We start from the raw sequence: 15,388 nt of genomic DNA on the forward strand, positions 1-15,388 counted from the left end.
TCGAATTGGGGCCCCGGCCGAAATGACTGAAGTGAAGAGGAGAATAGGATGACCGGTTGGATTTCCCGACTGATGCTTGCGGCCGCTTTGATCGCTACGCCCGCATTGGCGCAGGACCAAGGTCCGGAGGCCCGCCCTCTCCACAAGCGTGACAAGTGGCTGCCGCCATCGGTTCCGACGTCGGACGATGTGCTGCGCATCCCCGCCCCTGCGGGGTATAATGCGCCGAAGGGATCGTTCGTGCTGGTCGGCGGCCGGCTGTTTGACGGCACTGGCGCGGCGGCACGGCCGGCGACCATCGTGGTCGAGGGCAAGACGATCACCGCCGTGCTGAAGCCGGACGACCGCAACTGGCCGAAGGACGCGATCGTCTATGACGTCACCGGCAAGACGGTGATGCCGGGCCTGATCGATCTTCACTCTCACCTCACCTTCCTGAATTCGGAGGATGGCGCGAACATTTATTCGTCCGCGAATCTGAGTGGCGTGGAATCGGTCATGCGCGGTGTGAAACGCATGGCGGTCTATCTGGAATCTGGTGTCACCAGCGTGCGCGATGTCGGCTCGCATGGCGATGCGCCGTTCGTGCTGAAGCGGCTCCAGGCTTCCGGCGAACTTCCCGGCCCGCGCATCTTCGCGGCCGGCCAGCTCATCACCATGACCGGCGGCCATGGCGGGGTTCATGCTTTCGGGCCGGGCTATCCGGAGCTCGGCAATGGCAACCCCAATGCGATGGTGCGGATCGCCTCCGGTCCGGACGAATGGCGCGAGGCGGTGCGCATCCAGTTCGCCAAGGGCGCGGACCTGATCAAGCTGGCCAGCGAATATAGCCAGGCCGAGATCAGCGCCGCGGTCGACGAAGCCCACTCGCTGGGCCTGCCGGTCACGGTCGATTCGGAGACCGACTATATCGACATGGCGATCAAGGCCGGCGTCGACTCGATCGAGCATCCGCTGCCGCGCAGCGACGCCGCGATCGCGCTGATGGCCAAAAAGGGCATCGCATCGGTGCCGACATTGGTCGCCTATCGCGTGATCATGCGGGGCAGCGGCGGCTATTTCGGCTCCACCTCGCGCCGTTTCGAACTTAACGAGCGAACCATCGAGAATATGGCGGCCAAATTGCGCCGCGCGGGCGTGAAGATGGGCATCGGCCTGGATGTCGTCGCGCTGGCCGGGACGGGCTATTTGCCCGGATCCTATATCGACGAGCTCGAAACGTTCAATCGGATCGGCTTCACCAAGACCGAGGCGCTGGTCGCGGCGACCAAGACGGGCGCAGAGATCATCCACATGGGCGATCGCCTGGGCACCATCGAGCGTGGGAAGCTCGCCGACATCATCGTCGTCGACGGCAATCCCGACGAGGATTTCAACGCACTGCGCAAGGTGACCACGGCCTTCGTCAACGGCCGGCTGATGCTGCAGGATGGCCGCATCTACAGGCCGGCCCATGAAGAGGTGCCATTGCCGACCAGGAAATGATGTCCGGGATGCTCCGTCCGCGCCAATGGCGCGGCGGGAAGAAGGGCCGGGCGGCGCGCGCCACCCGGCAGCGTGAAGCGCTCTTCGCTCGCACCTGATTGCAGAAGCCCGGCGCGCCAATGATTTTAGCGCGCCGGGTTGCAGCGCTTCGGCCGCGCGCGATTATTCACTCAATCTCCGATATAGACGGTCTTGGTCTGGGTGTAGAATTCGATGGCGGCGAAGCCTTGTTCGCGCGGCCCGTAGCTGGAACTTCGAGTGCCGCCGAAGGGGACGTGATAGTCGACCCCGGCGGTCGGCAGGTTGACCATCACCATGCCTGCGCGAACGTTACGGCGGAAGTGGCGCGCATGGGCGAGGCTGGTGGTGACGATGCCGGCCGAGAGGCCGAACGCGCCGTGATTGGCGACCGCCAGCGCTTCGTCATAATCCTTCACCCTGATCGTCGAGACGACCGGCCCGAACACCTCTTCATTATTGATCCGCATGTCGGGCGCGGTGTCGGCGATCACGGCGGGGCTCATGAAATAGCCTGGCGTGTCGAGGCGCAACTGCGCGCCGCCGGTCATCAGCCGCCCGCCCTCGGCGGTGGCGACGCCGATATAGCGCAGGTTCTGCTCGAACTGGCTCTGGCTCGACGCCGGGCCGATCTGGGTGGTCTGGTGGAGCGCAGGCCCGACCTTGAGGGCCTTCGCACGCTCCGCGAGCGCCGCCACGAAGCGGTCGTGGATCGCATCCTCGACGATGACCCGGCTGGATGCCGTGCAGCGCTGGCCGGTCTGGAAGAAGCCGCCGTCTATGGCGATCGAGACCGCGCGTTCGAGGTCGGCATCGGCGAGGATGACGAGCGGATTCTTGCCCCCCATTTCGAGCTGCACCCGCGCGCCGCGCGCGACCGCGGCCTGGGCGACCTTGTTGCCGACGGCCTGTGAGCCGGTGAAGGAAACCGCGTCTATGCCCGGGTGCGCGACGATCGCCGCGCCGGCTTCGCTTTGGCCGAGCACCATGTTGAATATGCCGGCCGGTGCGCCGCATTCCTGGATGATCCTTGCCAGTTCATGGGCTACCGCAGGTGTCAGATTGGCTGGCTTCAGCACCACCGTATTGCCGAAGGCCAGCGCCGGCGCCGCCTTCCATGCCGGAATCGCGATCGGGAAATTCCACGGCGTGATCAGCCCCACTACGCCCAGTGCCTCGCGCCAGGTCTCGACATCGATGCCGGGACGCGTCGATTCCAGCGTCCGCCCGTGGCGCCGCAATGCTTCGCCCGCGAAATATCGGAAGATGCGTGCGGCCCGCATGACCTCGCCGGTCGCCTCCGCGCGGGTCTTGCCTTCCTCGCGCGCCAGCAATTCCCCCAAGTCGGCCGCGCGCGCGGTCAATGTGCCGGCCACCCGGTCGAGCAGGTCCGAACGCACTTCCGGCGATGCCGACGACCAGCCGTCGAATGCGCGCCGTGCCGCCGTCACCGCCGCATCCACCTCGGTAGCGCCTCCCTTCGGACAATGAGCGACGATCTCGTCGGTGTCCGAGGGGTTCAGGCTCGCAAAGGAATCATCCGCGCCGATCCATTCCCCGTCAATCAGATGCGAAAGTTTCATGCGCCTCTTTCCATTTTGGCTGGCATCGGCCCCTGCGGGGACCAAAGCCGTTTGCAAGGACCAAGATATACCGTATACGATCCATTGAAGGGAGATTCCGGTGACAGGTCAAGTCAATTTATGGAAAGGCGTCTATCCGGCAGCGACGACACAGTTCGCCGCCGACGGTTCGGTCGACATCGACGCGACCCAAAGGGTGTTGACGGCGTTGGTCGATGATGGCGTCGATGGCCTGATCCTGCTCGGCACATGCGGGGAGAATAATTCGCTCGACCCGGACGAAAAGCTCGCCGTGCTGCGCGCGGGGGTCGAGGCGGTCGGTGGACGCGTGCCGCTCGTCACGGGCGTTTCGGAATTCACCACTCGTCGCGCCGCCGCTTATGCGCAGGCTGCGGAAAAGATCGGTATCGACGCGCTGATGGTGTTGCCCGCCATGGTCTATGTCCCGACCGCGGATGAATTGACGGCGCATTTCCGCACCATCGCCGAAGCAACCGGCCTGCCGATCATGCTTTACAACAACCCCCCCGCTTATCGCGTCAGCGTCGGCTTTGCGACGCTCGATGCGCTCCGGCCGCTTGCCAATATCGTGGCGGTCAAGGAAAGCGCACCGGACACGCGCCGCTTCACCGATCTTCTGAATCGCTATGGCGATCGCTACACGGTGATGGCCGGGCTGGACGATGTCGCCCTCGAAGGCCTGATGCTCGGCGCCTCCGGCTGGGTGTCGGGTCTGACCAGCGCATTCCCGCGTGAATCGGTCGCGCTGATCGCCGCGGCCGATCGCGGCGACTGGATCGAGGCACGGCGTATCTACCGTTGGTTCATGCCGCTTCTTCACCTGGACGCCGATCACGATCTGGTTCAGTCCATCAAGCTCGCCGAAGAGATTATGGGGCGCGGGTCCGAACGGGTGCGCCCGCCGCGCCTGCCGCTCGCCGGCGAACGCCGTGCCGAAGTCGTCGCGATGGTCGAGGAAGCGGCGCGCACCCGGCCGCTGGCCAACTAAGCCGTGACAACCTAAGCTTCACGGCGGGGGGCGATCATGCGTCACAGCTTCTTCTGCATCGATGGCCATACCGCGGGCAATCCGGTGCGCCTGGTGGCGGGGGGCGCGCCGCTGTTGCGCGGCGTCTCGATGGCCGAGCGGCGGCTCGATTTCCTGGACCGGTTCGACTGGATCCGCACCGGCCTGTGTTTCGAGCCGCGCGGACATGACATGATGTCCGGGGGATTTCTCTACCCGCCCTGCGGCGACGCCGACGTCGCGATCCTCTTCATCGAAACCAGCGGCTGCCTGCCGATGTGCGGCCACGGCACGATCGGCATGGTGACCTTCGGGCTCGAACAGGGGCTGATCCAGCCGCGCGAGCCGGGCAAGTTGGTCGTCGAAGTGCCCGCCGGCACGCTGGCCATCAGCTATGATGCGGAGGGCGATCGCGTTCGTTCGGTCCGGATCCGGAACGTGCCGGCTTTCGTCGCGGCGCGCGGGATCGCGATCGACGTGCCCGGTTTCGGCCCGCTGACCATAGACGTCGCCTATGGCGGCAATTTCTATGCGATCGTCGAGCCGCAGGGCCCCTATGCCGGCCTGGACGAATTGGGCGCATCGCGGATCATCGAACTCAGCCGCACCATCCGTGCCATGCTCCGTGAGATCTACGAACCCGTCCATCCGATCGAGCCGAGCATCCGTGGCGTGACCCATCTCCTCTGGGCCGATCGGCCAAAAGGGGATGGCGCCGATGGCCGCAACGCGGTCTTCTATGGCGAACGTGCGATCGACAGAAGTCCTTGCGGCACCGGCACGTCGGCGCGGCTGGCGCATCTCGTTGCGACCGGACGGCTGAATGTCGGCGACCGTTTCGTTCACGAAAGCTATATCGGCAGCCGCTTCATCGGCCGTGTGGAGGCGTCGGCGAAGGTCGGCGACCTGGACGGGATCGTGCCCTCGATCGAAGGATCGGCGATCGCCACCGGATTCAACACCATCTGGATCGATCGCGAGGACCCGTTCTGGGCCGGCTTCAGCGTCGTTTGAGGGATCCCATCGCTGATCCGGCGAACAGGCGCCCGACGGGCATGGTCGCCGCCGCGGTCGATCCGTCGCGCTTCCATCTCGCGCGCTTTGCGTGAGTTGCGCTTGTCCCTTGGCTGCGGCAGATACGGGAGCCGCTGCTTCACGCGGATCGTCGAAACGAAGCCTATGAACAATCTTGTCATCCGCAATCTTTCCGACCAGTTGGTCGATCTCGTGCGCGATCGGATCCTCAACGGGACCGTCGCCGCCGACCAGGCGATCCGGCAGGATGCGCTGGCCGCCGAACTCGGCGTCAGCAAGATACCGCTTCGCGAGGCGCTGACGCGGCTGGAACAGGAAGGCCTGGTGCGCAACCACGTCAACCGCGGCTATTTCGTGCGGTCGCTTGGCGCGGCCGAGGCGGAGGAGGTGTTTGCGCTCCGGCTGAAGCTCGAACCGGAGGTCGTCGCCTTGGCCGCCAGGCGCGCGACCGATGCCGAGCGGCAGCATGCGACCATGGCGCACGACGCGCTGGATGAGGAGACCGAAGCGCATGGCGATGGTGTCGGCGCGCTCAACCGGGCGTTCCACCTGGCGCTGATCCGCCCGTCCGGCCAGGCGATCACCACCATGTTGCTCGAGCGGCTGCACGTGCTGAGCCAGCGCTATGTGCGCAAGCATCTGGAACCCTTTGGCCGCGATCAGCGTGCGAATGACGAGCATCGCACGATCCTGCAATTGTGGCTCGATCGCGACGCCAAGGCAGTTGCGAAGGCCACCCACGCCCATATCCGGAGCACGATCGTCGACTTGCGCCGCCAGTTCACCGCTCAAGGCGATTGAGCGTTATTTCAAGGCAGATGGAATCATCTGACGACTCGGAAATAACAGAAAACAAAGAGAAAGCTGGGCCGATTTCGGTTCGATATAGCCGTGAGCGAGCGGAGCGCGGCCCCGGTGAGGGGCCGATTCTCTCAATCCTCGGCGCGTCCCTGAAATCTGCCGGCCATGGATCTTCTTCGGGAGGGCAGGGTCGATATGATTTGCTGCCTTCGCGAAGGGTTGGCCATCGACCATTCCGCGATCTCGCCAAGCGTCCTGGCGCAGCCCAGGCAATAGCCCGAATGCTCGTCCATCACGCAAATGCCGATGCAGGGTGAAGTCATGCGGTTCATTGCCCGACCGAAAGGTCGGCCTCGCTTGTGGTCGCCGCCGGAGAACTGGCATGTCTTCGCCAGCCTGCCTAACCAGAAATGCTCGCCCTCAGGATCAACAATCCTGCACGATGTCCCTCCCGGCGAGCAGCCGGATCGGCAGCAGAAATACTGCTGCACCGGCTTAATATTATTGGTTTGCGGTTCCGGCTGCGCGGACTAACCAGCGCTGTCGAACCGATCGGTCGCGGGCGCAAATCGGAAAAAAAGGGATTCCTTCGATGCAGATTTTGGGTGTGATCGGCGCAGGGCAGATGGGCGCGGGAATCGCTCAGGTGTCGGCGCAAGCCGGCTATCGCGTGATGCTCTCGGATGTGTCGAAGGATCGTGCGGAGGCGGGAAAGGCGGGAATCGCCAAGGCGCTCGATCGACTGGTCGCGAAGGAGAAGATCGGCGCCGAGGATCGTGATGCGGCGCTGGGCAATATCGAAGCCGTCGACGGTTTCGTGGCGATGAGCGACGCGTTCCTGGTCATCGAGGCGGCGACCGAGCGTGAGGACGTCAAGCGCTCGATCTTCAAGGAAGTGGGCGCAGTCCTTGGCTCCGAGGCGGTCCTCGCGTCGAATACCTCGTCGATCCCGATAACCCGGCTGGGTCAGGCGGCACCCGATCCGGCCCGCTTCGTCGGCGTGCACTTCTTCAATCCGGTGCCGGTCATGGGCCTGATCGAGCTGATCCGCGGGCTTGCCACCAGTGAAGCTACCGTCGAAATGGTGGAGGCCTATGCGGCCAGGCTCGGCAAGAAGGTGGTTCGCGCCAATGATGCGCCGGGGTTCATCGTCAATCGCATATTGATGCCGATGATCAACGAGGCGTGTTTCGCCCTCGGCGAAGGCGTGGCGACCGTGGCGGACATCGACTGCGCCTGTCGGCTAGGCCTCAATCACCCGATGGGGCCGCTGACGCTCGCCGATTTTATCGGGCTCGACACGTGCCTCGAAATCACCCGCGTCATGCTCGCGGGCACGGGCGATCCCAAGTTCCGGCCGGCGCCGCTGCTGGTCAAATATGTCGAGGCCGGCTGGTATGGCCGCAAGACGGGCCGCGGCTTTTACGACTATTCCGGTCCGGAACCCGTGCCGACGCGCTGAAGGCTTGACGTCGGGCAGGTGATCCGACGGAGGGGGAAAGCGCCGGGCGGCCTCTATCCGAACGCCGCCAGGCGCGACGCTCAGGTCTCGTCCGTGTCGTCCATGTCGTCCGTTTCGTCGAGGTCGGCGCGCAGCGACTTCCGGGCCTGCGACCTGCTCTGCATGGACAGGCGCTTATTGTACAAGTGGCGCTGTACGATCTGCGTCTCCGACGGCGCTGCCTGCTCGAGGATCCAGTTCACGAAGGTTTCGGCTCCGTCCGAAAGGGGAACGGCCGTCTTGGTCAGCAGATAGAATTGATTCTGGGCGGTGACCTTGTTGTCGGACAGGATTTGCAGCTTTCCTTCGTCCAGCAGGCTCCCGATCAAGGCGGTGTGGCCGATCATGAACCCTCTGCCATGCACCGTCGCTTCGACGGTCATGGAGTAAAGCGAGAAGGTCTGCGTCATCAGATTCGCCGGCCGCCTCTGGCCGGAGCTTGCGAGCCAATCGTCGAAATCGCTCTGCCAATATGTGTCCATCATCAAGGGAGCGCCGATCGGAAGGCCCTGATCGTCCAGTTCCGATGTCGCGATAAGCTCCGGGCTTGCGACGGGCACGAGCTGATCGAAGAAGAGCTCGCGGTAGTCGCAGCCTGGAAAAGGCGGCCTGCCATATCGAATGGCGACGTCGAAATTCGATGTCCGCAGATCGACGACAGCCGCATCGGCCCAGATCTCTATGGTCGCATTGGTGTGAAGCTTGTGGAAATGATCCATGCGCGAGCCAAGCCACAGCTGGGCCAAAGCCGGCAATATGGTCAGGCGAACCGCGCGCGTATTCTGGTTCGAGGTCATCTCCCGCGTCGCCATTGCGAGCTGTTCCAGCGACGGAAGCACGCGCTGTGCGTAGCGCTTGCCCGCTTCGGTCAGTTTGACGCCCTGCGGATAACGCTGGAAAAGGCTGATATCGAGGAACGATTCAAGCGCCTTGATCCTCTGGCTGATGGCGCCGGGCGTGACGCCCAGTTCCGCTGCAGCCAGGGCAAAACTCTCCGTCGCGGCGGTTGCCGAGAAGACCCGCAGCCAGTCAAGATTGGGTAGCTCCCTGGGCATTAGCTGATCTCCGCCTGAGGATTAAGATTAGTCATTTGCACGCACCCCTGGTTGGCGTGCCATATCCGGCGCGTACTTAGCGGGGCAGATGAATGTTCGAACTTCATAAGGCGGACGACGGAATTGACAAGTCGGATTGTCGGTCAGCCGATAGATTTTCTATGTGTGCTGAGGGCGGCGCCGGCAAGTTGGCGTTCGGTGCCGGTTTGGCGCATGGACGCGGCATCTGCCATGGATCAATTCGATCCTCCCGGGACTTCAGGCGAACCGGCTTTGTGCAAATCCAGAGGCAGGCTGCCTCGACGTTACAGCGCATTCAGGCGTAGCGGAAATCACCCTTTCAAGGACGATCGTGATGTCACCCACCGTCGTCGGAACACTCCCAGCATTCGAGGCTCTTCATGACCGATTCAACGCCGCAATATAAAACGTCCGCCAATCCCTCCGAGTGGGAAGCGAAGACGCTCGCCGCCAGCCTCGAAAAGATGCCCCGGCGCCAGGAAGAGTTTCCGACGCTTTCCGGCCTCCCCATCAAGGATCTCTATACGCCGGAGGACGTGAAGGACATCGACCCGCTGAAGGATATCGGCTTTCCGGGCGAATACCCTTTCACGCGTGGCGTTCATGCCACCATGCATCGGGCGCGGCCCTGGACCATTCGCCAGGTCGCCGGTTTCGGCACTGCCGAGGATACGAACGGCCGCTATAAATATCTGCTGGCCCATGGCGAAACCGGGCTGTCGACCGACTTCGATCTTCCCACCTTGCTCGGGCGCGATTCGGATCATCCGGTCGCCATTCCGGAAATCGGCCGCATCGGCGTTGCGGTCGACACGCTGGAGGACGTCCGCCTTCTGATGAAGGACATCCCTCTCGATCAGGTTTCCACTTCCTACACCATCAACGCATCCGCGTTCGTGCTGATCGGCATGTACGAAGCGGTGGCGAAGGAACAGGGCGTAGCCGACAATCTGATCACCGGCACATGCCAGAACGATATCCTCAAGGAATATACGGCCCAGAACGAATATATCTATCCGCCGCGCCAATCCGTCCGCCTGGTCGTCGACACGATGGAATATGCGGCCAGGACCATGCCGCGCTACAATCCGGTCAGCGTCTCCGGCTATCATATCCGGGAGGCCGGGGCGACGGCGGTCCAGGAACTCGCCTTCACGCTCGGTGCTGCGCATTGCTATGTGACGGAAGCCGCCAAGCGCGGCATCCCGATCGATCAGGTCGCGCCGCGCGTCTCCTTCTTCTGGGATATTCACAACGATTTCTTCGAAGAGATCTGCAAGCTGCGCGCGGCCCGTCGCCTCTGGGCCCGGATGATGCGCGACTGGGTCGGCGCCAAGGATCCCCGCTCCTGGATGATGCGCGCCCACAGCCAGACCGCAGGGGTGAGCCTCACCGCGCAGCAGCCCGACAACAATATCGCCCGGACCGCCATCCAGGCACTGGCGGCCGTCCTGGGCGGCACCCAGTCGCTGCATACCAATTCGAAGGATGAGGCGTTCCAGATCCCGTCCGAAGGCGCGATCAAGATCGCCGTGCGGACGCAGCAGATCCTGGCGCTGGAAAACCGCGTCGCCGACATCGTCGATCCGCTGGCGGGTTCCTATTATGTCGAAAACCTGACCCAGCGCCTGGAGGAGGAAGCGGAAGCGCTCCTGCGGCGCGTACTCGACCGGGGCGGGATGGTGGAATCCATCGAAGACGGGTTCATCCAGCGCGAGATTTCGGACTCCGCGGCCGCCTATCAAAAGGCGCTCGAGGACAAGAGCGAGTTCATCGTCGGCGTCAATGTCCATGTCGATCCGGAAGAGGATCTTCCCTTCGAGGAGTTCGAGCTGGATCCCGGCCTGGGCGAGCGGCAGATCAAGCGCACGCAATCGATCCGCCGCATGCGCAACGCAACCGAACATGCGGAAGCATTGAAGGAAGTGGAACGCGCGGCGCGCGGCAATGAAAATACCATGCCCGCGGTTTGCCGCGCGATCCGCGCCGATGCGACCGTGGGAGAGATCTGCGACGTGATGCGCGGCGCGTTCGGCGACTTCAGTCCGCCGGTCGTCTACTAATTCAGTATTGGAGGAATAAATGAAAGCGCCGCTACGAGTTGTCGTTGCTAAGCCCGGACTCGACGGTCACGACCGCGGGGCGAAGATCATTGCCCGGGCTTTTCGTGATGCCGGTTTCGAAGTCATCTATACGGGGATTTTCCAGACGGCCGAGATGATCGTCCGTACGGTCCTGGAAGAGGATGCGGACGTCCTCGGCCTCAGCATATTGTCCGGATCGCATCTCCACTTTGCAGAAGAAATCTGCAAGGCGCTGAAGGAGCAGGCGGCCAAAGAGGTGCTGGTGATCATGGGCGGAATCCTGCCGCCGCGCGATATTCCGAAAGTGAAGGATTCGGGTGTGGCCGAAGTCTTCGGGCCGGGCACGCCAACCACCGCGATCATCGACTATGTCAGACAATGGGATGGTGGTCGGTGACACTCCGCACGCATGGATCCGGGCTGCGTCTGGACGGGATCCTGTCTCATGCCGCGGCGTCCGATCCGGAACGCACGGCGATCATCTTCGGCGATCTGACCCGCACCTATGCGCAGGTCAGCGACCGCGCGCGCCGGTTCGCCACCGTCCTCGCCGGTCTCGGCGTGGTCAAGGGCGACCGGGTCGCATTATGGGCTCCCAACCGACCTGAATTCCTCGAGATCATCTTTGGCATTCCGTTGCTCGGGGCGATCGCGGTACCGCTCGATCATTGGTGGGAGAAGAAGGATGCACTGGCCGCGCTCGGCCAGATGCGTCCGAAGGTCCTGGTCGTCGCTGCCGCGCTTGCAAGCCACCTCGCCGGATCGGATGCGGAACTGGAAGCGTCGGGGATCGAGCACATCCTGTCGCTCGACGAAGCTTCCGATAGCGGCCATCTTTCCTATGCGCGCCGGCTTGCCGATGCTGAACCCTTGGTCCAGCCCGTCTCCGTCGCCGAAGACGATCCTGCCCTGATTCTGTTCACGTCGGGATCGACCGGCCGATCGAAGGGAGCGGTGCACACGCATCGCGGCCTTTGCACCACGGCCATGGTCATGGGGCTGGAGCTCGGACTTCGCGACGGCGAACGGACTTTGCATTTCCTTCCCTTATTCTCGTCCTGCCTCGAACATCTGATCCCGCTCACATTGGTGCGCGGCACCCATGTCATCATGCCGCATTTCGATGCGCGCGGCGCCTGGGAGGCGATCGAGGCGCACGGCATCACCCATGTCGACGCCGTGCCGACGACGCTCCGGCGCTTGATCGAACATATTCCCGCGAAAGTGCCGGCCTCGCTTCGTCTCATCTCCTACGCGTCCGAGCCGATGCCGCCGCAACTGATCACGCAATTGGCCGGGCTTCTCCCCGACACCGAATTCGTCCAGTTTTACGGAATGATCGAGCAATTGTGCCTGACGGTGCAAGGGCCGTCGCGCCAGATACCGAAACTCGGCACGGTGGGACGTCCCATGATCGGTGCCGAATTGCGCATATTGGGAGAAGACGGGGAGCCTGGCAGCGGTGACGAGCCGGGTGAAATCATCGCGCGGTCGCCGACTCTCTTTGCCGGCTACTGGCAGGATCCGAACACCACGGCGCAAGTGATGCGGGATGGCTGGATGAGAACCGGCGACATCGGCCGGATCGACGAAGACGGCTTCCTCGTCCTTTCGGGACGCGTCAAGGAAGTGATCAAGTCGGGCGGCGTGACCGTGATCCCGAGCGAGGTCGAAGCGGCTCTGCTCAGCCATGAATCCGTGCGCGAAGCCGCCGTTGTCGGCGTGCCCGACGACAATTGGGGCGAGGCCGTCCATGCCTTCGTCGTCCTCCATCTGGGTGCGGAAATGCCGGAAAAGGAATTGCTTGCCTTCTGCCGCCAGCAGCTGGCCGGGTACAAGACCCCGAAATCGGTCCACTTCGTCGGGGATCTGCCGCGCACCGGGATCGGCAAGATCGCACGGCGGGAAGTGCGGGATCAGTTCTTGCGGGCCCAGACGAGCGAGGTGGCGGCATGATCGAGAATGTCATCCGGCTGCGCATGTCCACGGCTGACGGCCATTATGCAGGCGGCCTGGTCGATGGCGCCAGGATCCTGCAGCTGTTCAGCGATGCGGTGACCGAGGGTCTGATCAGGCATGATGGCGATGAAGGTCTCATGCGCGCCATGAATGCCGAGTTCCTGGGGCCGGTCTGGAGCGGCGATTATATCGAGATCCGTGCCACGCTCGTCAAAACGGGGAATACGTCGCGCACGTTCGAATGCACCGCCCACAAGCTGATCCAGCTCGATGGGCCGCACGATTCCTCCGCGCGCGTGCTGGCGGAGCCCGAGCTGGTGACCAAGGCCATCGCCGTGGCGGTGGTGCCGCTGGACAAGCGGCGGCCGGCCTCATGAGCAGGATTTCCGACCTCATCGCCAGGGCCAGGAAGGGCGAAGTCGCACCGACCGCTCGGCTTCTGTCCATCGTCGAGAATGACGAACCCGAAGCGGCGGAGGTGGTGCGTTCGACCCACGGCGATACCGGGCACGCGAAGGTCATCGGGATCACCGGGCCGCCGGGCGCCGGAAAGAGCTCGCTCGTGGCCGCGCTATTGGCTGGCTTTCGGGCATCCTATGATCGCGTCGCGGTGGTGGCGGTCGATCCGTCCAGTCCATTTACGGGCGGCGCGATCCTGGGTGACCGCGTCCGCATGCGGGAGCGGTTTCTCGACGAAGGCGTCTACATCCGGAGCATGGCCAATCGCGGCAATTCGGGCGGCCTTGCGCGGGCGACCAACCGCGTCGTCAACATCCTCGACGCGCTCGGCTTCGACATCATCCTGGTGGAAACCGTCGGCGTCGGGCAGGAAGAGGTGGAGGTCGTGCGCATCGTCGACACTGTCTGCCTCGTCACCATTCCCGGTGCAGGCGACGATATCCAGGCGATCAAATCGGGTATCATCGAGATCGCCGACATCCTCGTCGTCAACAAGGCCGATCGGCCGGGCGCCGACCGCGCGGTCAAGGATTTCGCGCAGATGATGACCCTCGGGACGCCGCGCCTAGCCTGGCGTATCCCGATCGTGAAGACGTCGGCGACCGAGAATAGCGGGATCGATGAGCTGATCGCCGCTATCGAGGAGCATGGTGTCTGGGCGGCGGAGAGCGGCGACGCCGACCGCCGGGATCTCGAAGCGATCAGGAATGAGGTCGAAGCACTGCTGCGCGACCGGGTGCTTCGGCAACTCGCGGAGCGCACCGGCAACGGACGATTGGACGCCACGGTGGCGAAGGTCGCCGCGCGCCGGCTGGATCCCTATGGCGCCGTCGACGAACTGCTGGGAAGCGATCCACTGGTGGCAGCGGATCCCGCCGCACCGACCGACGAAGGCGTCGACGGTCGCAAGGGAAACGCCGCCGCCTGAGCATTGCCATGCAGCAGCCCGCCAAACAGAAGAAGGTGCTGAAAGCGGCTTTGCGGAGTCACGATCCGGATGCCGCGAGGCAATTGCTGGCGCACAGCATGGCCCTTGGTCACGAGCGGCTGGCAGTGGGCCGCTATCTGGCTGCGCATTATCTGGGGTGCCGAGATCTCGCACCGTTCCAGCCATATTGCAGGACGGCCGTTCGCCGGTTCAAGCCCCAGGCCCTCTTGACCCTGGCGGCGAAGGTCGCTCGCGAACTCCATCTCGACGTCGACATCCATTGCGCGCTCGGCGACCTCCTGGTTGCCGAGCTGCCCCATATATCGGCTTATGGCGATACCGCTCCCAGCCTCGAATCGGCGCCGCGATATTGCGGCCCGCGCGTAAGCTTGCTGGGCAGCCTCACGATCGGCCCGGATCCCTGGTTCGGGCCAGGCGCCGTCATTCGCGCCGAGGGGAATTTCGCGCGGATCGGCGAGGATTTCCGGCTCGGCGAGGGGTCGATTGTGCATATCGCTCATGAACCCTGCCCGGTGCAGATCGGCAGGCGGGTCACTGCCGGCCAGAATGTCGTCATCCACGGATGCACGGTCGGGGACGATTGTCTCATCGAGGACAATGCCACCATCCTCGATGGAGCCGCGATCGGGAACGGGGCGGTCATCGCGGCCGGCTCCGTCATCTCCCCCCATTCTGTCCTGCAATCCGGCTGGCTTCATTCGGGATCCCCCGCAAAGGCGGTCCGACCGGTCGATCCCGGCGAATATGAGCAGCGCAAAGCCGCGATTTCCGACTCTGTATTTGCCTCGATCTTCGATCGTACCGCCCAGGCTGGCTCCGATCGGGTAGGCCTTGGCGAAAATGTCTTCATCGCAAGAACCGCTGCCTCGAAGGGCCGGCGCCACCATCGCGTGGGGACGGCGCCTCGAACGAAGCTGGTCAGGGGGCAGTCGGCCGGCCCGGCGGCGTGAAACGCGGGATGATGGCGAGGGCAATCGCGATATGTCGCACCTGCGGCCATCGGCCGCCGATTGCGCGCAGCCTCCGGCGCACGATCAAACTCCCTGTTGAGACAGCGTGCAGGATTCAGACCATTCAGTCTGAAGCGACCATGGTGTAGATCGCGCTGTCTACGCGCTTGCGGCCGCACTGATCACGGTGGAATCCGTGTCTCGCCAGCACCCCCCGGCAATGCCAAGTTTTTATGAGTCGTAGAAAGAGAATCTCTACCGCTCCCGGCTCTCGGTCGCAGCTGTTGCGCGCCTGTCGTCTAGGCAGATGCAGGATCGACGTCGCCCTGGAAATGCGCAGCCTAAGATAAGCTATGGCTGCAACTTAGCAATACTGGTTTGCGCTTCCAAACCGAAAGTCAACATAAACAAGGGGTAGACACATTTCGGTCCGCACAGCGGACGAGGAACCCAATCCAACA

General features: G+C 63.6%; 14 protein-coding genes. 11 read left to right on the forward strand and 3 right to left on the reverse strand.

The genetic code is table 11. The features are described from left to right. The first annotated feature begins 48 nt into the window (after positions 1–48). A complete protein-coding gene (locus tag RQX22_RS07760) occupies positions 49–1,485 on the forward strand; it encodes an amidohydrolase family protein (RefSeq protein WP_315725231.1) in 1,437 nt (478 codons plus the stop codon). Between the two features lie 170 nt (positions 1,486–1,655). On the opposite strand, the gene RQX22_RS07765 is transcribed toward RQX22_RS07760, so the two are convergent. Continuing rightward, complete coding sequence (locus RQX22_RS07765) at positions 1,656–3,086, reverse strand: aldehyde dehydrogenase family protein (RefSeq protein WP_315725233.1); 1,431 nt, start codon at positions 3,084–3,086, stop codon at positions 1,656–1,658. A gap of 100 nt (positions 3,087–3,186) precedes the next feature. Here RQX22_RS07765 and RQX22_RS07770 point away from each other — a divergent pair, with 100 nt between their 5' ends. The 3 genes from RQX22_RS07770 to RQX22_RS07780 all read left to right on the forward strand — a co-directional run bounded on the left by RQX22_RS07770 (position 3,187) and on the right by RQX22_RS07780 (position 5,949). After that, positions 3,187–4,095: a dihydrodipicolinate synthase family protein gene (locus RQX22_RS07770; protein ID WP_315725235.1), complete on the forward strand. Its 909-nt coding sequence runs from the start codon at positions 3,187–3,189 to the stop codon at positions 4,093–4,095. Between the two features lie 36 nt (positions 4,096–4,131). Further along, on the forward strand, positions 4,132–5,127 hold the full coding sequence (locus tag RQX22_RS07775; protein WP_315725237.1) for a 4-hydroxyproline epimerase: 996 nt from the start codon (positions 4,132–4,134) through the stop codon (positions 5,125–5,127). A 165-nt stretch (positions 5,128–5,292) separates the two neighbouring features. After that, complete coding sequence (locus tag RQX22_RS07780; RefSeq protein ID WP_315725238.1) at positions 5,293–5,949, forward strand: GntR family transcriptional regulator; 657 nt, start codon at positions 5,293–5,295, stop codon at positions 5,947–5,949. Between the two features lie 131 nt (positions 5,950–6,080). Here the strand turns inward: RQX22_RS07780 and RQX22_RS07785 are convergent, their stop codons facing one another. Continuing rightward, the gene (locus RQX22_RS07785; protein WP_315725240.1) at positions 6,081–6,281 is read right to left on the reverse strand and encodes a DUF1289 domain-containing protein; all 201 of its coding nucleotides are present in this window, start codon (positions 6,279–6,281) and stop codon (positions 6,081–6,083) included. A gap of 260 nt (positions 6,282–6,541) precedes the next feature. Between RQX22_RS07785 and RQX22_RS07790 the strand changes: the two genes are divergently transcribed. Continuing rightward, on the forward strand, positions 6,542–7,411 hold the full coding sequence (locus tag RQX22_RS07790; protein WP_315725242.1) for a 3-hydroxyacyl-CoA dehydrogenase NAD-binding domain-containing protein: 870 nt from the start codon (positions 6,542–6,544) through the stop codon (positions 7,409–7,411). Between the two features lie 80 nt (positions 7,412–7,491). Here RQX22_RS07790 and RQX22_RS07795 read toward each other — a convergent pair whose 3' ends face one another. Beyond that, a complete protein-coding gene (locus RQX22_RS07795; RefSeq protein ID WP_315725244.1) occupies positions 7,492–8,505 on the reverse strand; it encodes a LysR substrate-binding domain-containing protein in 1,014 nt (337 codons plus the stop codon). A 401-nt stretch (positions 8,506–8,906) separates the two neighbouring features. On the opposite strand from RQX22_RS07795, the gene RQX22_RS07800 reads away from it, so the two are divergent. From RQX22_RS07800 to RQX22_RS07825, 6 genes are read left to right on the forward strand one after another with little or no spacing between them, the layout of a single operon-like run. After that, a complete protein-coding gene (locus RQX22_RS07800; protein WP_315725246.1) occupies positions 8,907–10,589 on the forward strand; it encodes an acyl-CoA mutase large subunit family protein in 1,683 nt (560 codons plus the stop codon). Between the two features lie 19 nt (positions 10,590–10,608). Continuing rightward, positions 10,609–11,007 (forward strand): cobalamin B12-binding domain-containing protein, encoded by a 399-nt coding sequence (locus RQX22_RS07805; RefSeq protein WP_315725248.1) that lies wholly within the window; start codon positions 10,609–10,611, stop codon positions 11,005–11,007. Beyond that, the gene (locus RQX22_RS07810) at positions 11,004–12,566 is read left to right on the forward strand and encodes a class I adenylate-forming enzyme family protein (RefSeq protein WP_315725249.1); all 1,563 of its coding nucleotides are present in this window, start codon (positions 11,004–11,006) and stop codon (positions 12,564–12,566) included. Before RQX22_RS07805 ends, RQX22_RS07810 begins: the two co-directional genes overlap by 4 nt. Next, the gene (locus RQX22_RS07815; RefSeq protein ID WP_315725251.1) at positions 12,563–12,946 is read left to right on the forward strand and encodes a hotdog domain-containing protein; all 384 of its coding nucleotides are present in this window, start codon (positions 12,563–12,565) and stop codon (positions 12,944–12,946) included. Before RQX22_RS07810 ends, RQX22_RS07815 begins: the two co-directional genes overlap by 4 nt. Continuing rightward, the gene (gene meaB / locus RQX22_RS07820) at positions 12,943–13,956 is read left to right on the forward strand and encodes a methylmalonyl Co-A mutase-associated GTPase MeaB (protein ID WP_315725253.1); all 1,014 of its coding nucleotides are present in this window, start codon (positions 12,943–12,945) and stop codon (positions 13,954–13,956) included. The genes RQX22_RS07815 and meaB overlap by 4 nt, the downstream gene beginning before the upstream one ends. An 8-nt stretch (positions 13,957–13,964) precedes the next feature. After that, complete coding sequence (locus tag RQX22_RS07825; protein WP_315725255.1) at positions 13,965–14,927, forward strand: gamma carbonic anhydrase family protein; 963 nt, start codon at positions 13,965–13,967, stop codon at positions 14,925–14,927. The last annotated feature ends 461 nt before the right edge of the window (positions 14,928–15,388 follow it).

Source organism: Sphingosinicella rhizophila, from assembly GCF_032378825.1.
GTDB lineage: Bacteria > Pseudomonadota > Alphaproteobacteria > Sphingomonadales > Sphingomonadaceae > Allosphingosinicella > Allosphingosinicella rhizophila.